At 70.2% G+C, this 17,112-nt stretch carries 15 protein-coding genes; 5 read left to right on the top strand and 10 right to left on the bottom strand.

Annotation, left to right across the window (positions count from 1 at the left end):
• Positions 1-11 precede the first annotated feature (11 nt).
• Together AB0F81_RS02450 and mqnE are read right to left on the bottom strand one after the other, a co-directional pair.
• Positions 12-440: a hypothetical protein gene (locus AB0F81_RS02450; protein WP_360189667.1), complete on the bottom strand. Its 429-nt coding sequence runs from the start codon at positions 438-440 to the stop codon at positions 12-14.
• A 21-nt stretch (positions 441-461) separates the two neighbouring features.
• A complete protein-coding gene (gene mqnE, locus AB0F81_RS02445) occupies positions 462-1,631 on the bottom strand; it encodes an aminofutalosine synthase MqnE (RefSeq protein ID WP_360189664.1) in 1,170 nt (389 codons plus the stop codon).
• A 210-nt stretch (positions 1,632-1,841) separates the two neighbouring features.
• On the opposite strand from mqnE, the gene AB0F81_RS02440 reads away from it, so the two are divergent.
• From AB0F81_RS02440 to AB0F81_RS02425, 4 genes are all read left to right on the top strand, one after another.
• Positions 1,842-3,572 (top strand): C40 family peptidase, encoded by a 1,731-nt coding sequence (locus AB0F81_RS02440; protein WP_360189661.1) that lies wholly within the window; start codon positions 1,842-1,844, stop codon positions 3,570-3,572.
• A 97-nt stretch (positions 3,573-3,669) separates the two neighbouring features.
• Positions 3,670-6,177, top strand: coding sequence for a hypothetical protein (locus tag AB0F81_RS02435; RefSeq protein WP_360189659.1), 2,508 nt, complete (start codon positions 3,670-3,672; stop codon positions 6,175-6,177).
• Positions 6,178-6,452: 275 nt separating this feature from the next.
• Positions 6,453-8,174 (top strand): DEAD/DEAH box helicase, encoded by a 1,722-nt coding sequence (locus tag AB0F81_RS02430; RefSeq protein ID WP_360189656.1) that lies wholly within the window; start codon positions 6,453-6,455, stop codon positions 8,172-8,174.
• Between the two features lie 425 nt (positions 8,175-8,599).
• Positions 8,600-9,229 carry a putative glycolipid-binding domain-containing protein gene (locus AB0F81_RS02425; RefSeq protein WP_360189653.1) on the top strand — a complete coding sequence of 210 codons (630 nt, stop codon included), beginning with the start codon at positions 8,600-8,602 and terminating at the stop codon, positions 9,227-9,229.
• On the opposite strand, the gene AB0F81_RS02420 is transcribed toward AB0F81_RS02425, so the two are convergent.
• From AB0F81_RS02420 to AB0F81_RS02410, 3 genes are read right to left on the bottom strand one after another with little or no spacing between them, the layout of a single operon-like run.
• The gene (locus AB0F81_RS02420) at positions 9,213-10,487 is read right to left on the bottom strand and encodes a hypothetical protein (RefSeq protein ID WP_360189650.1); all 1,275 of its coding nucleotides are present in this window, start codon (positions 10,485-10,487) and stop codon (positions 9,213-9,215) included. The genes AB0F81_RS02425 and AB0F81_RS02420 overlap by 17 nt on opposite strands.
• A gap of 16 nt (positions 10,488-10,503) precedes the next feature.
• Positions 10,504-11,595: a PLP-dependent cysteine synthase family protein gene (locus AB0F81_RS02415; RefSeq protein WP_360189647.1), complete on the bottom strand. Its 1,092-nt coding sequence runs from the start codon at positions 11,593-11,595 to the stop codon at positions 10,504-10,506.
• Entirely contained in the window at positions 11,592-12,041 is a 450-nt protein-coding gene (locus AB0F81_RS02410) for an Lrp/AsnC family transcriptional regulator (RefSeq protein ID WP_196417080.1), read from the bottom strand. The genes AB0F81_RS02415 and AB0F81_RS02410 overlap by 4 nt, the downstream gene beginning before the upstream one ends.
• A gap of 213 nt (positions 12,042-12,254) precedes the next feature.
• Here AB0F81_RS02410 and AB0F81_RS02405 point away from each other — a divergent pair, with 213 nt between their 5' ends.
• Positions 12,255-12,530 (top strand): BldC family transcriptional regulator, encoded by a 276-nt coding sequence (locus AB0F81_RS02405; RefSeq protein WP_360189644.1) that lies wholly within the window; start codon positions 12,255-12,257, stop codon positions 12,528-12,530.
• Here AB0F81_RS02405 and AB0F81_RS02400 read toward each other — a convergent pair.
• Genes AB0F81_RS02400 through AB0F81_RS02380 form a run of 5 tightly spaced genes read right to left on the bottom strand, consistent with a single transcriptional unit; the run spans position 12,503 to position 17,067 of the window.
• Positions 12,503-13,150, bottom strand: coding sequence for a UbiX family flavin prenyltransferase (locus AB0F81_RS02400; RefSeq protein WP_360189641.1), 648 nt, complete (start codon positions 13,148-13,150; stop codon positions 12,503-12,505). The two genes, AB0F81_RS02405 and AB0F81_RS02400, sit on opposite strands and share 28 nt — an antisense overlap.
• Before the next feature lie 16 nt (positions 13,151-13,166).
• A complete protein-coding gene (locus AB0F81_RS02395) occupies positions 13,167-14,198 on the bottom strand; it encodes a hypothetical protein (protein ID WP_360189638.1) in 1,032 nt (343 codons plus the stop codon).
• Complete coding sequence (locus tag AB0F81_RS02390; RefSeq protein ID WP_360189636.1) at positions 14,182-14,691, bottom strand: SigE family RNA polymerase sigma factor; 510 nt, start codon at positions 14,689-14,691, stop codon at positions 14,182-14,184. Before AB0F81_RS02390 ends, AB0F81_RS02395 begins: the two co-directional genes overlap by 17 nt.
• A 31-nt stretch (positions 14,692-14,722) precedes the next feature.
• On the bottom strand, positions 14,723-15,610 hold the full coding sequence (mqnP, locus tag AB0F81_RS02385) for a menaquinone biosynthesis prenyltransferase MqnP (protein ID WP_360189633.1): 888 nt from the start codon (positions 15,608-15,610) through the stop codon (positions 14,723-14,725).
• Positions 15,607-17,067 (bottom strand): menaquinone biosynthesis decarboxylase, encoded by a 1,461-nt coding sequence (locus AB0F81_RS02380; protein ID WP_360189630.1) that lies wholly within the window; start codon positions 17,065-17,067, stop codon positions 15,607-15,609. Before AB0F81_RS02380 ends, mqnP begins: the two co-directional genes overlap by 4 nt.
• Positions 17,068-17,112 lie beyond the last annotated feature (45 nt).

Here is a 17,112-nt window from a genome sequence, read left to right as displayed (position 1 = left end):
TCTTCTCTCCCTCAGCCGGCCCGGTGGCTCAGCCACCTCAGACCATAAAACCAGACCAGGCAATACACGACGGTACCGGTAGCGGCGCCGGCCGCGCCGCTGACCAGGGCGGGGACGAAACCGGCGATGAGGCCGGCGGCTGTCATGCCGGCGGCGACACCGAAACCGCCGCCGAGGCCGGCCACCAGCAGGCGGTGCGCGCCGAAGCCCTCGGCCCGGAACTCCTCGGTGAAGAGCCACACCGGCAGGATCAGCGCGAGCCAGCCGTTCGTGTCGCCGAACGAGCCGAAGCCGGTCAGCGACATCACCGCCTCGAAGATCAGCAGGACGGCGAGGCCGGCCGCCAGACCGGCGAACGCGGAACCCAGCAGGTCACCGATGGTCTCGAGGCGCCCACGGGCGTCCCGGCGCAGGCCGCGCACGTTTCTCTGCTGGGTCACGTCATCACCACCTGAAAGCCGTCAGGCCCAGACCTGCTGCGGTTCGCTGCGGCGGTCGGCCAGCGAGGGCGCCTTCTCATACTCCCGGACGACCTCGTAACGCGTGTTGCGCTCGACCGGCTGGAAACCCGCGTCCCAGATGAGGTGGAGCAGGTCGTCGCGGTGCATGGTGTTGGGCGTGCCGTACGAGTCGGCGTCGTGGGTGATCTTGTACTCCACCACCGAACCGTCCAGGTCGTCGGCACCGAAGTTCAGTGAGAGCTGGGCGACCGACAGGCCGTGCATGACCCAGAAGCACTTCACGTGCGGCACGTTGTCGAACATCAGCCGGGAGACGGCGAAGGTCTTCAGCGACTCGGCCGGCGCCGCCATCGTGGTGCGGGCCTGGATCCGGTTCCGGATCTTGCCGTCCTGCGAGTCGACGAAGTCGTGCTGATAGCGCAGCGGGATGAAGACGGCGAAGCCGCCGGTCTCGTCCTGCAGCTCACGCAGGCGCATGACGTGGTCGACCCGGTGCCGCGGCTCCTCGATGTGCCCGTAGAGCATCGTGGCCGGCGTCTTCATGCCTTTCTCATGGGCGAGCCGGTGGATCCGCGACCAGTCTTCCCAGTGGCAGTTGTGGTCGACGATGTGCTGCCGGACCTCCCAGTCGAAGATCTCGGCGCCGCCGCCGGTCAGCGACTCCAGACCGGCGTCCATCAGCTCGTCCAGCACCTCGCTGGCGGGCAGGCCACTGATCTTCTCGAACCACTGGACCTCGGTGGCGGTGAAGCACTTGAGCTTGACGTTGGGCAGCGCCGCTTTCAGCTCGCGCAGAACCTTCGGGTAGTAGCGCCAGGGCAGCGTGGGGTGCAGGCCGTTGACAATGTGCAACTCGGTGAGCTGCTCGTCCTCCATCTCCTTGGCCTTACGGACGGCCTCGTCGATGCGCATCGTGTAGGCGTCCTTCTCCCCCGGCTTGCGCTGGAAGGAGCAGTAGGCACAGCTGGCGGCGCAGACGTTGGTGAGGTTGAGGTGGCGGTTGACGTTGAACATCACCCGGTCACCGTTCATCTCGGTGCGCTTGTGGTGGGCCAGCCGGCCGAGCCACGCCAGGTCGTCCGACTCGTAGAGCGCGATGCCGTCCTCGCGGGTCAGCCGCTCACCGGCATAGACCTTCGCTTCGAGCTCACGCTTCAGCCCGGCGTCCATGTGCGCCCCTTCCCGTCACCTCGCCGTCGAGAGTACGTCCCGGGTCTGACATCGGACACGCGGCGGGCTCCGGGGTAATCCGCGGCACCCGTAAGTCGAAAAATTCTCAGCGTCCTTTCACCTTCATTCGATCGACACCGGTACTCCGCGTGGGGTATGAACCTTTAGGAACGACAAGCGACGGTCCGGACCGACGCGGACGGGGAGCTCATGTCCAAGGCACTGCGGTACGGTTCACCGAACCACACGCCCCGGGCACGAACGTGGCTACGTCCCTTCACGATCTCGACGGCCACGGCGGTGGCGCTTGCTGCCCTGCTCCAGCCCATTCCGGCGATGGCCACGCCGACCGCTCCGCCCGCCGCCGCCCCGCCTTCGGTCCCCGACGCGGGCGCCCGCCCGGTGCAGACCGGCAACCTCGTTCTCCCCGGTGCGCCGGCCAGCCCCACCTCCACCACGACACCCCTGACGACCGCCGGCGCCATCGTGAGCCCGATCGTCCAGCAGGTCGAGCGGGGCCGTGCCGAGATCGCCGCGCTCGGCGACGAGCTGATCCGGATCGGTCAGGAGCGCGATCTCGCCCAGACCCAGTCGACCACCGCCGCTCAGAAGATCACCCAGGCTGAGGAAGCGATCCGGCTGGCGAAAGAAGACGTGGCCGCGGCCGCGGACGCCGCCGTTCGCCAGGCTGCCGCGCTGCCGCCCGGCGCGCTCTCCTCCGACTCCGGCCTCCTCGACCTCGACGCGCTCTCCCGCCTGCAGCGCGGTGACGTCGCGCCGGACGAGGGCGCCGCCCGCCGGTTGAAGGCCGCCGAGGAGAGCCTGCTGCTCGCCCGCGCCGAGCAGGCCACCGCCAGCCAGCAGTACACGACGATGGCCGCCCGCTGGACCCAGCTCAACACCCAGATGGTCCAGAAGCAGGCCGCCCAGCAGAAACTCGAGCAGAAGCACTCGGCTGAGCTGAGCGCCGCGGAGAGCACCGAGACCGCCGCCGACCAGCAGCTCGGCGCGGAATATCTGCAGGGCGAGGCGGGCGGCCGCAGCGCCGACCCGAAGGCCATCCAGGCCCTCGAATTCGCCCTCGCGCAGCGCGGTGACCCCTACGTCTGGTCCGAGGAAGGCCCGGATCAGTACGACTGCTCCGGCCTGATGTACGCGGCTTACCGCTCGGTCGGGTTCCCCCTGGTCCGGGTGTCCCGCGATCAGTACTACCAGACCCGCAACAAGGTGGTGGACCGCTACTCGCTGCTCCCGGGGGACCTGCTGTTCTTCAGCTCCTCCAACAGCTGGACCGGCATTCACCACGTCGCGATGTACGCGGGTAACGGCATGATGGTCGAGGCCCCGCGGACCGGTCTCAACGTCCGGCTCGTGCCCGTGCGCTGGACCCGCCTGTTCCAGTCCACCCGAGTGTTCGGCTCGGTCGAGGGCGAGGGCGAGCTTCCCGACCTCGGCACCCCCGATCCGGAGGAGCCGGGCACCAACCCCAACCCCACGCGTACGACGCCGGCACCGCCGTCACCGACGCCGAGCCGCACCCCGCCCCGGACCAAGCCGCCGACCTCACCGACGTCACCGACCAGCCCGACCAGCCCCAGCGGCCAGCCGTCGTCCTCGTCGTCGTCCTCGCCGACCTCCCCGAGCGCGAGCCCGAGTTCGTCGTCGGCGAGCCCGAAGCCGTCGGCGTCTGCCACGCCGTCCGCGTCGTCGCCGAGCCCGACGCCGGCGCCGCAGGAGACGTCGGACAAGCCGACCACCAACCCGTCCTCCTCGACGACCTCCAAGGCGCCGAGCGGTACCACGTCCTCCGCGAACGCGGTGGAGTCGTCGACCGCCTCCTCGTCCGCGGCGACGAAGTCACCGGCGGCCTCGAAGTCACCGGCAACGTCCAAGTCGCCCTCGGCGTCCGCTTCGCCCGATCCCCAATCGAGTAACGATTAGTCCCGAAATCGGGTAATAAGACGTCGGGAAAAATTAGCCGAAACGGCCACATGCCCCTCAGGCACCGGTAGGTCACCGGCTGAGCCTGGTGCCGGGTGTGTTCACACCGGCTGATGTGGCACCGTTAATGCAGCGCCCGGCGTCCGAACCGTCGGCAGCGGTGGTCGGGAGGACCCACATGGACGAGCAGCAGGCGACGCGGGACGGCGACTCCGGTACGCCGTCCGCCGCGCGGCCGCCCGCCAACGACGGTGACGGTTACACGCCACCTCCACCGCCTGCCCCCGGCACGCTGTGGGCCGCTCCGAGCGTCACCGATCCGGCCACAACCACGAACGGCTCGACCGCGCACTCCGACGAGCCCGCCACCGATGCGGACGCCGACGGGAAGAGCACCGTCAAGGCAGCCTCCGACGGCAACGCCGGCAAGAACAGCCCCAACGGCAACGCCGACACCGCAACCATCGCCAACAGCCCGAACGGCAGCGCCGACACGGCAAGCACCGCAGACGGCAGCGCCGACACCACAAGCACCGCCAGCAGCCCGAACGGCAGCGCCGACCTGGCAACCGCCAAGAACAGCGCAGACGGCAGTGCCGACAGGATCGGCTCGAACGGCAGCGGCGGCACCGCCACGGTGGACGCGGACAAAATCAGCTTCAACGGCAGTGACAAGACCGACAAGCCCGGCCCGAACGACACGGCCGACCCCGACGCAGCCGAGCCCATCGGCAAGGCCAACGCCGTCGATGCCGAGTTGAACGGCAATGCCAGCGCCGTCGATGCCGAGGCCAACGGCAAGCCCGGCGCGGACAAGACCAACTCTGCCGAGAAGATCAACACCGGCACGGCCGGCAGCTCCGACGAGGCCGATGATGCCGCTGCTAACAACGATGCGGCCGGTAACAGCAGCGTGGCCCGTAACAGCAATGCTGCCAGCAACAGCGCCGCCAGTAACAGCAGCGCGGCCGGTAACAGCGATGCCGTCGATAACAGCAGCGCGGCCCGTAACAGCAATGCTGTCGGCGACAACAGCGCCACCGGTGACAGCAAAGCTGTCGGTAGCAGCGATGCCGATGGCAAGTCGGTGAGCGCGAAGGCGACCGCCTCCGCTCCGGTTTCCAGCGCGCCGGCCGTCGTCGCAGGCAAGGCCACGGTCCCCACCTCGGGTAAAGCTTCGGTCCCGGCATCCAGCAAGGCGGCGGTCTCCGGGGAGATCTCACTGTCGAAGGCGTCCGGCACCAACCACGCCGGCTCCGCCCGGCCGGTTTCCGCCGCCCCCGGTTCCGGTGCGGCGCGCGCGGCGGTGCCCGGGGCTCTCCGCCCTGACGGCGGCGAGGTGCACGCCGCCGGCCGGCCCACCGTCTACGGCGCTCCCCACCAGGCCTCCGACCCGCAGCCGGAACCGGAGAAGCCGTCCCCGACCAAGCCCGAACCGGAACCGACTGAGCCGGAGCCCAGCAAGCCGGAACCGGGTAAGCCCGAACCGGGCAAGCCTGAGCCGGGCAAGCCTGAGCCGGGCAAGCCGGAACCCACAGAGCCCGAGCCATCCGAGCCGAAGCCCCACCCGGCGCCACCGCATCCCGCGCCGACCAGGCCGGGTGAGCCCAAGCCCGGTGAGCCGGAGCCGGGTCACCCCGAGCCGATCAAGCCGCCGCCCTTCCCGGAGCCACCGGGCCCGTTCCCGACCCCGGCTCCGGAGCCCGGCCCGTCCCCGGTGCCACCCGGCCCCGGCCCCAGCCCGACCCCACCGGGTCCCGGCCCCAGCCCGGCGCCACCGGGTCCGGGTCCCAGCCCGACCCCACCGGGTCCGGGCCCCAGCCCGGTTCCGCCCGCCCCGGTGCCACCGGGCCCGGTGCCGCCCGGGCCAGGGCCCAGCCCCAACCCGGTCCCGCCGGGCCCGGTGCCGCCCGGCCCCGGCCCGAGCCCTGTTCCGCCTGGTCCGGGCCCTGACCCCGTGCCGCCCGGCCCCGGTCCCAGCCCAGTTCCGCCCGGCCCCGGGCCGAGCCCGGTGCCCGGACCGCCGAGCCCGAGCCCCGTGCCGGGTCCGGTGCCGCCGATCGTTCCGCCGCCCCCGGTCATCGGAAGTGGCCTGCCCGCCTATACGCTGCCGCCAACTGCCGGTCCGGCCGGCCTGCCGCCGACGACGTATGGCAAACCGAATCCGGGCCACTCCTCCCCGCCGGAGAACATCGACATGACGCAGCCGGTTCACCACGGATCTTCCAACCCGCACGGGGCCCCGTCCTGGGGTTCGCCGACCACCCCGGTGGATCCGGTGGCCGGCGGTGTGCCGCAGCAGCGCGGGCAGGGGACCGTCTACAGCACCGGCGGCTACCCGTCGATCGGCGGCACGCCGAGCATGACGGGCAATCCGAGCGACATGACGATGCCGGTTTCCGACCCGCTGGAGAACTCCGGTTCGCTGACCGGCCACATCCTGGCCCAGGGCTGGTATGACGCCCCGGTCGAGCAGCGCCGCAGCAACTTCAAGGTGGTCGTCGCGATGCTGGCCGTGCTCGGTCTGCTGGTCACGGTGAGCTTGGTGTTCGTGTTCACGGCGGGTGACGCCTTCACCGACATGATCAAGAACCTGAGCAACTGACCGCGGAGTCACTCGATTCGGTGACCTGCGAGGTTTGCTGCTTTTCCCAGCAAGACCTAAGCTGGCGAGGTTGTGCTCCGGGGTGAGCCTGCCCACTACCCGACGGGAATGCAGTCGGCGGTGTAGGCGTTGACCCGTACACTGATGGTAGTTATTGACGCGGCGTGCCAACCCGGTGCACGCCACGGGCGTTCTTGCGGGCATTTCAGCGAGCGGCTGCTTTTGACAGCCGCGGCGGGCCATTCGCGAGCATGCGCCCCCGTAGAGAGGTTCTCTTGACCACTTTCGCTGATCCCAGCACGTTCCCGTCCGTACTCGAGACCCCCGCCACCGCTACTCCGGAGCCGGAGACCGCGGCCGCCCCCGCCGCCCCGGTGCGCAGCTTCGCCGACCTCGGCCTTCCCGTCGAGATCGTCCGAGTCCTCAACCGTGAGGGCATCACCACCCCGTTCGAGATCCAGGCCGCGACCGTTCCGGACGCGCTGGCCGGCCGTGACGTGCTGGGCCGTGGCCAGACCGGCTCCGGCAAGACGCTGGCTTTCGGCCTGCCGGTGCTGGCGCGGACCGCGCAGGGCGGCCGGGCTCGCCCGCACCACCCGAAGGCTCTGATCCTGGTGCCGACCCGCGAGCTGGCGATGCAGGTCGCCGACTCGCTGATGCCGATCGGCCGCTCCGTCGGCGTCTTCCTGAAGACCGCCGTCGGCGGTGTTCCGTACGACCGGCAGATGGACGCCCTGCGCCGCGGCGTCGAGGTGATCGTCGCCACTCCGGGCCGGCTCGCCGACCTGATCGAGCGGGGCGCCTGCAAGCTCGACGACGTCGAGGTGACCGTGCTCGACGAGGCCGACCAGATGGCTGACATGGGCTTCCTGCCCGAGGTCACCGATCTGCTGGCCAAGACCCCGGAGAACGCGCAGCGGCTGCTCTTCTCGGCCACTCTGGACGGTGACGTCGACACCCTGGTCAAGCGCTTCATGCACGACCCGGTGACGCACTCCACCGCGCCGGCCGAGGCCAGCGTGTCCACCATGGATCACCACCTGCTGCTGATCCCGCCGTCGGACAAGTTCCCGATCACCTCCTGGATCGCCAACCGGGAGGGCAAGACGATCGTCTTCGCCCGCACCCAGATGGGCGTGGACCGGCTGGTCGAGCAGCTCGCGGCGGTCGGCGTGCGGGCCGGTGCGCTGCACGGCGGCAAGACTCAGCGGGTGCGTACTCGTACGCTCGCCGAGTTCAAGGAAGGCCGGACGAACGTCCTGGTGGCGACCGATGTCGCGGCCCGGGGCATCCACGTCGACGGCATCTCCCTGGTCGTGCACGTGGACCCGCCGAAGGACCCGAAGGACTACCTGCACCGGGCCGGGCGGACCGCTCGGGCCGGCGAGTCCGGCGCGGTCGTCACGCTGGTGCTGCCGAAGCAGCGCCGCACCACGCAGGCGATGATGGCCAAGGCGGGCGTCGCGCCGGCTGAGGTGCGGGTGCGCCTCGGCGACGACAAGCTGGCCGACATCACCGGTGCTCGTGAGCCGAGTGGCGTCCCGGTCGTCGAGGAGCCGGAGCCGCGCCGGGAGCGCGGCGACCGTCCGCGCCGCTTCGGTGACCGCCCGCGCGGTGGCTTCGGTGACCGTCCGCAGCGTTCCTTCCGGGACCGCGACGGCGACCGCAACGAGCGCAACTTCGGTGACCGTCCGCGCCGCCCGTGGGGTGACCGGCCGTCCGGCGACCGCGCCGGCGGCGAGCGCAGCTTCGGCGACCGCACCGGCGGCGACCGCCAGTTCGGTGACCGGCAGTTCTCGGACCGCCCGCGCGGCGAGCGGCACTTCGGTGACCGTCCGGCCCGTAGCGAGCGGACCGGCGGCGAGCGGCACTTCGGTGACCGCCCGGCCCGCACCGGCGACCGGCCGTCCGGCCAGCGCCGTGACGGGCACCGCACCGACCGGCGTGAGGGCCCGTCGGGCCGGTTCGGCACGTCCCGCCCGGCTCGCAGCTACTGATCGACCCGTTCGAAGCCCCGGCACGCGCTGCGTGCCGGGGCTTCGGCGTCCCAAACCCAGGGCCCGACTGTGTGAAATGCCCATCGGCCAGGAGCCGGCGAGCAAGCCCAAGGGTGGGCGACCGCCCAGCAGCCCGCAGCAACTGCACAGCGGAATGGTCGACCGGCCAGCAAGCCCAAGGGCGGGCGACCGTCCAGCGGCCAGGGGCAACTGCGAAGCGGAAACGGCGACCGGACAGCAAGCCCAAGGGCGGGCGACCGCCCAGCAGCCCGCAGCAACTACAGAGCGGAAGCCGGCCGCGAAGAGCGGATCCCAGAGAGCTTAAGCCCGGCGGTCGCGCTACGACCCGGAGTACGTGCCCACCCCGCGCGGCTGGCCCAGAGCCGTAGAGAACGCGTACGTCAAAAAACGGGTAGGTTACGGACATGCCGCTGCCCACCGCGTTGTTCTGGGAGCGCCGCGACGTTGCCGGCGCCGAGCATGCCCTGCTGGAGGCGCGCTCCGGGCTTTACGCGCACGGCACCGCGCTGGCCGCCGCCCCGGTGCCGTACGCGTGCCATTACGAGTTGCAGACCGATCCTGATTGGGTGACCACCCGGCTGGACGTTCGCGCCGAGGGTGCCGGCTGGGCGCGCAGCGTGCGCCTGGAGCTGGCCGCCGGCCGCTGGCGGATCACCGCGACCGAGTCAGGTGATCTTGATGCGGCGCTGGTCGCGGCGGGGCATGCGCGTGCCGGGCTGCCCGGCAGCGAGGATCCCGATCTGCTCTACGGTGCGTTCGACGCGGACCTGGGCGGCTCGCCGCTCACCAACAGCCTGCCGATCCGCCGGCTCGACCTGCTGAAGGCGGAGACCGGTGTGGCCCACCGGCTGAGCGTCGCCTGGGTGCTGGTGCCGAGCCTGGAGGTGGTGCAGGCGGACCAGATCTACACGCCGCTCGGCGACAACCGGGTGCGGTTCGCGAGTGAGACCTTCAGCGCCGATCTGACCTGCGACGATGACGGTTTCGTGGTGGATTACCCCGGATTGGCGGGACGGGTCACACCCGGCTCTTGATCCAGCTCAGGCAGGCCTTGTCGACGGCCGGGAAGGGCTTGCCGAAGACAGCCCGGGACGCCGCGTCCGGTTTTGATCCCTTGCGGAGCACCAGGTCGGCGAACTTCATCAACTTCGGCTCGCCATATTTGCTGGCTATGCAGCCGCTCGCGTAGTGCCCCATCGCGTAGAGGGCGGCGACCGTCAGGTCGTCGGCGTCGCTGGTCAGTGGCGGCGCTGCGATCGTCCTGGGGCTGCCGTGCCTGCTGAAGGCCGCCTCCAGCACGAACTGGCTGTAGGTGTTCTGCGGCTTCTTCGGGTACGAGCCGATGTATTCGGCGATGCCCTCGACCAGCCACTGGTCGTCGTCGGTGTCCCGGGTGCTGAGCCCACCCAGGGTCACCACGTGGGCGAGTTCGTGCTGGACGATGACGCTGAGGTCCTTTTCCTGCAGCACTTTGCGGGTGCGCAGGACGATGTCGGAGCCGGCCGCGTTGAGCGGGATGGCGTAGCCGATGGCCCATTTCATGTCGTTGCCGCCGTACCAGGATTTCCAGGACTTCTCGTCGGCCAGGTAGATCCGGTAGCGGGCGCCCTGCCGGTTGCCGATCTGGCCGGCGAACCGGTCGGTGACGGCGGCGGCCTTCTCGGCGACCTTGAGGATCCGCTTGAGGTGCTTGCGCTGGCTGCTCGGGCCGGCGACGACGACCCGGGCGCCGCGGGCGAAGTGCAGCGTCTGGCTCTCCCAGGGCGGCGACTTCAGGTTCCGGTCCCTCTTCGCCGGGGTCATCCCGGTGAGCACGTAGCGGCCGTCGCGGAGGGCGAAGGTCACCTCCTGTTCCAGCTTGGGCGGGCCGTGGCCGTCGCCGCTGCGCCATTCCGGGCAGACGGCACCTTTGAAGCAGTAACCGAGGCTGGCCAGGACGACGGTCGAGTCCTCCTGCGGGTCCGCGTGGTACTCGACGTGGCCGACGTCGAGGCCCCGCAGGTTGCGGAAGATCGTGCGGTACTTGGCGATCAGCTTCGGCTGTGCCGTGTCGACCGGCGCGAGCCAGCCTTTCTCGTCGCCCTTCTCCAGGGCGGCGGCCTGGGCCTGGAGCACGCCGAGCGCCGCCTCGAACGGGGTGAGCGGGCGGCGGGGCGGCAGGTCCGCGGCGGCCGGCTCCTCGGCCTCCGGCCAGAAGACCACCGCGCCGGCGCCGGCGGCCACGGTGAGGACCACCGCCAGCCCGGCAACGATCGTTTTCCAGGGACGCGCCACGATCGTGGATCTAATCACGGCCCGTCGATGGCTGCTATCCCGTCCAGCTGCCGTCCTGCAGGAACCGCTCGACCACGGCCGCGTGCGGTCGCAGGTCCAGCCCCTGGCCGGCGACCCACTCGTCGGAGTAGTAGGTGTCGGCGTACCGCTCGCCGCCGTCGCAGATCAGCGTGACCACGGACCCGGTCAGCCCGGCCGCGAGCATCTCGGCGATCAGCCCGAACGCGCCCCACAGGTTGGTGCCGGTGGAACCACCGAGCCGCCGGCCCAGCACCGCCGACCCGGCCCGCATCGCGGCCAGCGACGCGGCGTCCGGCACGTGCACCATCCGGTCCACGACGGCCGGCTGGAACGACGCTTCCACGCGGGGCCGGCCGATGCCTTCGATGCGGGAACCCCGGCCGGTCACGACACTCCAGTCGCCGGCGAGATAAGCCTGCCAGAACGCTGACCCCTCGGGGTCGACAACGCAGAGCTTCGTCGGGAACCGGCGGTACCGGGCGTACCGGCCGATGGTCGCGCTGGTGCCGCCGGTGCCGGCGCCGACGACGATCCACGCCGGTACGGGATGCCGCTCCAGCCCCAGCTGGCTGTAGATCGACTCGGCGATGTTGTTGTTGCCCCGCCAGTCGGTGGCCCGCTCGGCGTGCGTGAACTGGTCCATGAAGTGCCCGCCCAGTTCGGCCGTGAGCCGCCGGGCCTCGGCCACCACCTGGGTCGGGTCGGGCACCAGGTGACACTTGCCGCCCTGGAACTCGATCAGCGAGATCTTCTCCGGCGAGGTGGCCGCCGGCATCACCGCGATGAACGGCAGACCGAGCATTCGCGCGAAATACGCCTCACTCACCGCGGTCGATCCGGACGATGCTTCCACGATCGTGGTCCGCGGGCCGATCCAGCCATTGCAGAGGGCGTAGAGGAAAAGCGAACGTGCCAGACGATGCTTGAGTGAACCAGTGGGATGTGACGACTCGTCCTTGAGGTAGAGATCGATCCCCCAGGACTGCGGCAGCGGGAAGGGCAACAGGTGGGTGTCGGCGGACCGGTTGGCGTCCGCCTCGACCAGGGCGATCGCCTCGCGGGCCCAGTCGCGGGCGGCGGTGTCGCAGCGATCGAACGCGGTCATCCGAGACCCGGCTGGGGGCGGTGCTCCCACTTGGTGGAGAGCGCGATCGCGGTCCGCGTCGATGCGACGCCCGGCGTCCGGTTGATCCGGACGATCAGTTGCTCCAGCTCCGCGATCGTGCCGACCCGCACGATGAGCTGGTAAGACTCCACCCCGGCCATGAAATAGCAGCTCTCCACCTCGGGCATGGCCCGCACGGCGGCGAGCACGTCGTCGGTGTCCGCCCCGGAGTCCTCGATGATGCCGATCAGCGCGGTGACGCCGAGCCCGATCGCCTCGTGATCGATGTCGGCCCGGTAGCCGCGGATGGTTCCGGCGGTCTCGAGCTTACCCACTCGCTCGTGCACGGCGGGTGCGGAGAGCCCGACCTTGCGGGCGAGTTCGGCGTACGACGAGCGCGCGTTCTCTCGTAGCAGGTCGATCAGCCGGAGGTCGATGGAGTCCATGGTTCAAACCCTAATCGGGTGGCGCTCCGGCCTTCACGCCCGGTAGCGGCGAATGGGCGGCAGGATAATGACCACTGTCGCAATCGGGGCTTTTTCCGCATTTCACGGACTTGGTTCAGGGGCGGTGCTCTAATGGCTTTACGTCCAGATCGAGCACGCCGACACTCACCGTGACCACCGGCCGCTCCAGATACCAAACCGGAGGAGGGGGTTGTGGACACTGGAGATCGTCTGCTGACACCGGGTGAGGTGGCCGCGTTGTTCCGCGTCGACCCCAAGACGGTAACGCGCTGGGCCGCGGCCGGGCGCATCGGCAGCATCCGCACTCCGGGTGGACACCGCCGATTCCGCGAGTCCGAGGTTCGCGCTCTCCTCGAGGGCGACGGCGTGATCGAGGAAATGCGCGAGGACGACGCTGCCAACAAGCCCCGTAACAGCGGGCCCAGCAATCCCGGCGCGGGTTACGGCCCGCCCAACGGGTTGCGCTGAGCACGTCCCTCACCCAGCTCCCCGGTCCATCTCCGGAAGAGCGTGTGAGGTACGCCCAAGGCGTCCACCACCTTGCCCGCCACGAAATCGATCAGCTGTTGTGCTGTCGCGTCCGCCCCGGACCCGTAGAACCCGGGGCTGGCCGGCAGCACCACCGCCCCGGCATCGTGCAGGGCAATCAGGTGCTCCAGGTGACTGCGCGTGACCGGAGTCTCCCGGGGAACGATGACGGTGCGTCGTCGTTCCTTCAGGGTGACCTCGGCCGCGCGCTGCAACAGATCCTTGGAGAGCCCGATCGCGATCCCGGCACACGCCGCGGTACTCGCCGGCACCACCACCATGCCGCGCGCCGGGTACGAGCCACTGCTCGGCCCGGCCGCCAGGTCCCCGGCCGGCCAGTAGGCCAGGTCGCCGAGGTCGCGGCCGAGCCAGGCCGCCACATCGTCCTTCCAGTGCGCGTCGCGGACGGTCGCACCGGTCTCGTCCAGCAGGGTGAGCCGGGCGGCCCGGGAGACGATCAGGTCGACGGACTCGCCGGCGTCCAGCAGGGCGGTGAGCACCGCTTTGGCATAAGGGGTGCCGGACGCTCCGGAGACGCCGACGATCCAGGGTTCGCGCATGCCTTCCAGTGTGCCGTCAGCGCCGGGGAAGTCGCGCGGACACCGGCACCGCGTCGTCCACCGGGAACCAGGTTCCGCGGTCGTCCAGGTCAGCCGCGGGTGACACCGAGCCCAGCACCTGCCGCAGATCGGCCACGCTGTCACCGTGTGCCTTGAACAGCACCCCGGCACTCTTGTCCCAGCGGTAGCAATCCAGGTCAGCGCATCGGACCTTGCCGTCCGGATACTTCGACTCGCCGGCCCGGGTCAGCGACACGGTGATGCTCTTGCCGGGACGCTCGGTCGCCGACCCGAACACCTGCGCGTCCCGCAGCCGCGCCTCGGCAGCCTGGCTGGTGAGGAAGGTCAGCCGCATCGGCTCTACCCGGCCGATGACCGTGCCCGCCGTGATCAGCCGGTAGTCGCCGGGCAGGTCGTCGACCCGGAACCCGATCAGTGCCGGCTGCGCGGGGGCCGGGACGAAGGCTTCGGCGACCGCCTGGGCCTGGGCCCGGCTCAGTTCCCGTCCCGGCCACACCACGGCGGTGGCCCCGTCGGCGTACTCCCACTGCAGATACTCGGGGCCGTCGTCGCCGCTGGTGGCCCGTACCCACTTCGCCGGACGGCCGTTGATCGTCGCGGTGTCCACGGTCGTGCCGGTGCCCCACGGGAACTTGATGATCTCCGGCCGCAGGATCCAGAGCCGCCCGACCTCCGTCCCGGATCGCCGGATCTCCGCCATCGAGCCGTCCAGGCCGACCGTGTCGGGTCTCTCGATGCGCAGGTCGCCGACGGTGTAAGGCTGCGACAGCGCGGACAACGACAGAAGATCCGGGGTGGCGGCGGTCGGGCTCGGCACGGCCGGCAGGATCGACGGTCGCGTCTGCGGCCGGGCCAGGATCTGCGGCACCCCGATCGAGGCTGCCACCGCGACCACGGCGGCGAGCGCCCATCCGGAGTTGCGGCGACGACGACGGGAGCGCCCGGCCGCAACCACGTCGTCGACGTCGTACCTCAGCGGCGGGCCCTCCACCTTCGCCTCCCGCAGCAGGTCAGACAGTTGCCTCATGGTGCACCTCCCACTCGGTGCCGAGAATCCGGCGGAGCGCGTCGAGCCCGCGGGACGTATACGCCTTGACCGTCCCTTCCGGGCAGCCCAGCGCTGCGGCGGTCTGCTGCACGCTGAGCCCTTCCAGGAACCGCAGCACCAACACGGCCCGCTGCCGGGGCGGCAGGGTGGCCAGCGCAGCGCGGATCTGCAGCCGGTCCTCGACCGCATGCGTGGCGTCCGGCTCGGGGCGGTCCGGCATCGCGTGGCTGTGCGACTTCTCCCGCCGCCACCACGGGCGGCGGGTCTCGTCAATCGCCGCCCGGACCACGGCGCTGCGCGCGTACGCCTCCGGGTTGTCGATCCGGCTCCACTTCACGTAGAGCCGGGACAGCGCCGCCAGCACCGCGTCCTCGGCCACCTGCCAGTCACCGCAGGTGAGGTACGCCAGCCCGCGCAGCGACTCCATCCGCGCGCCGACGAACTCGCGGAACTCGGCCTCTCTATCGCTCACACCGATTAGACGGAGGGCTATGCCTGTCGGGTTACAGCAGGATCAGATCGAGCAGGGCGAAGACGAACAGCGCGATCGCGATGAAGCCGTTCGCCGTGAAGAAAGCCCGGTTGACCTTGGAAAGGTCGTCCGCGGTCACCACGACGTGCTGGTAGACCAGCCCGGCGCCGGTCACCAGCAGGCTCAGCCACCAGAGCCAGCTCAGGCCGGCGAGCTGGCCGAACCAGACGAAGAGCGCGAACGCCACGACGTGCGTGACCGTGGAGATGTGCAGGGCGGTCCGCACACCCCACCGGGCCGGGGTGGAGTGCACGCCGATCCGGCGGTCCACCTCGACGTCCTGGCAGGCGTAGATGATGTCGAAGCCGCCGATCCACAGACCCACCGCGACGCCGAGCACCCAGGCCGGGAACGAGCCGTCGAACGTGCCGGTGATCGCCAGCCAGGCGCCGACCGGGGCGACCGCCTGGGCCAGCGCCAGCACGTAGTGCGGGTAGTTGGTGAACCGCTTCGCGTACGGGTAGATGACCAGCGGGATCACCGCGAGCGGAGACAGCGCCAGGCAGAGCGGGTTGAGCAGGCCGGCCGCGACGATCAGGACCACCAACGACACCAGGGCGCCGGTCCAGGCGGTCCGGACGCTCACCGCGCCGGTGACCAGCTCCCGGTTCTGGGTACGCGGGTTCAGCGCGTCGATCTTGCGATCCAGGATCCGGTTGGCCGCCATGGCGAAGGTCCGCCCGGACACCATGGCGATCGTGACCAGCACGAGGTCGCCCCAGTGCCGTCCGGTCCCGTCCCGGTCGATGGCGACCAGCGCGGAGAGGTAGGCGAACGGCAGGGCGAAGATCGAGTGCTCGATCATGACCAGCCGCAGAAAGGACTTGACCCTTCCGGGCTGTTCCTCGACCGCCGTCATATCCCGTATTCCTTCCACCGCTTGTCGACCAGCGAGACCACCTCGGGCGACATGGTCATCTCTTCCGGCCAGCCCCGGGTGTAACCCTCGGTGGGCAGCTTACGGGTGGCGTCGACACCGGCCTTGCCGCCCCAGAACTGCTGGTAGGACGCGTGGTCCAGGTGGTCCACCGGCCCCTCGGTCAGCAGCAGGTCGCGGGCGTAGTCGACGTTGCCGAAGGCCCGGAACGCGACCTCCTGGTAGTCGTGCACGTCGCAGTCCTCGTCGACGACCACGATCAGCTTGCAGAGCGACAGCAGGTGGGCGCCCCAGATCGCGTTCATCACCTTCTGCGCGTGCTTCGGGTAGCGCTTGCGGATCGACACGATCAGGCAGTTGTGGAAGACGCCGGCGGCCGGCATGTCGTAGTCGACGATGTCCGGGATCAGGATCTTCGCCAGCGGCAGGAAGATCCGCTCGGTGGCCTTGCCGAGGCCGTGGTCCTCCTGCGGCGGCTTCGACGTGATGATCGAGTGGTAGATCGGCTTCTTGCGCATGGTCATGGTCTCGACGTGCAGCACCGGGAACGGCTCGACCGGCGTGTAGTAGCCGGTGTGGTCGCCGAACGGGCCCTCCGGCAGGCGCTCGCCGGGCTCGAGGTAGCCCTCCAGCACGATCTGCGCCTCGGCCGGCACCTGGAGCGGCACGCTCACGCAGTCGACCATCTCGATCCGCTCGCCCTTGAGGAAGCCGGCGAACAGGTACTCGTCGATGTCGCCGGGCAGGGGCGCGCTGGACGCGTACGAAACCACCGGGTCGCAACCGATCGCCACCGCGACCGGAAGTCGCTGGCCGAGTCGCTCGGCCACCGCGTGATGCGCGGTGGAGTCCTTGTGGATCTGCCAGTGCATGCCGAGGGTGTTCTTCGAGTGCTGCTGGAGCCGGTAGAGGCCCAGGTTGCGCTTGCCGGTCTCCGGGTGCTTGGTGTGGGTCAGCCCGAAGTTGTGGAAGATCCCGCCGTCACCGGGCCAGACCTGCAGGCCGGGCAGCAGATCGAGGTCGACGTCGTCGCCCTTGAGCACGACCTCCTGGCAGGGCGCGGTCTTGACCTTCTTCGGCGGCAACGACTTGAGCTGCAGCACCTTGCCGAGCCCTTCGCGGATGCCGGACCAGCCGACCGGTAGCTCCGGCTTGGTCAGCGCCGCGATCCGCTCGCCGACCTCGTCCAGCCGGTCGACGCCGAGGGCCATCGCCATCCGCTTCTCGGTGCCGAACAGGTTGATCACCACCGGCATCTCGCCGCGGGTGGGCCGCTCGAAGAGCAGCGCCGGGCCGTCGGCCCGCACGGTACGCGTGACGATCTCGCTGATCTCCAGGGTCGGATCCACCGGAACTTTGATCCGGCGCAGCTCACCCGCCTTTTCCAGGGCGGCGATGAAGCTCTGCAGATCGGCATAGGGGAATCCACGAGGCGCCATGGCAACCAGTCTGGCACCGGAGTGCGCCCAGGCCCCGGGCAGCCC

The sequence above is a fragment of the Actinoplanes sp. NPDC024001 genome (assembly GCF_040638955.1).
In the GTDB taxonomy this organism is placed as follows: Bacteria; Actinomycetota; Actinomycetes; order Mycobacteriales; family Micromonosporaceae; genus Actinoplanes.
The sequence above is the reverse complement of the archived record's forward strand: the minus strand, read 5'-3'. Positions and strand labels throughout refer to the sequence as shown.

Excerpts from the sequence above, each read along its gene's own strand:
- mqnE (WP_360189664.1), bottom strand. The coding sequence starts at position 1,631 with ATGGACGCCGGGCTGAAGCGTGAGCTCGAAGCGAAGGTCTATGCCGGT.
- AB0F81_RS02440 (WP_360189661.1), top strand. The coding sequence starts at position 1,842 with ATGTCCAAGGCACTGCGGTACGGTTCACCGAACCACACGCCCCGGGCA.
- AB0F81_RS02425 (WP_360189653.1), top strand. The coding sequence starts at position 8,600 with ATGCCGCTGCCCACCGCGTTGTTCTGGGAGCGCCGCGACGTTGCCGGC.
- AB0F81_RS02415 (WP_360189647.1), bottom strand. The coding sequence starts at position 11,595 with ATGACCGCGTTCGATCGCTGCGACACCGCCGCCCGCGACTGGGCCCGC.
- AB0F81_RS02410 (WP_196417080.1), bottom strand. The coding sequence starts at position 12,041 with ATGGACTCCATCGACCTCCGGCTGATCGACCTGCTACGAGAGAACGCG.
- AB0F81_RS02400 (WP_360189641.1), bottom strand. The coding sequence starts at position 13,150 with ATGCGCGAACCCTGGATCGTCGGCGTCTCCGGAGCGTCCGGCACCCCT.
- AB0F81_RS02395 (WP_360189638.1), bottom strand. The coding sequence starts at position 14,198 with ATGAGGCAACTGTCTGACCTGCTGCGGGAGGCGAAGGTGGAGGGCCCG.
- mqnP (WP_360189633.1), bottom strand. The coding sequence starts at position 15,610 with ATGACGGCGGTCGAGGAACAGCCCGGAAGGGTCAAGTCCTTTCTGCGG.
- AB0F81_RS02380 (WP_360189630.1), bottom strand. The coding sequence starts at position 17,067 with ATGGCGCCTCGTGGATTCCCCTATGCCGATCTGCAGAGCTTCATCGCC.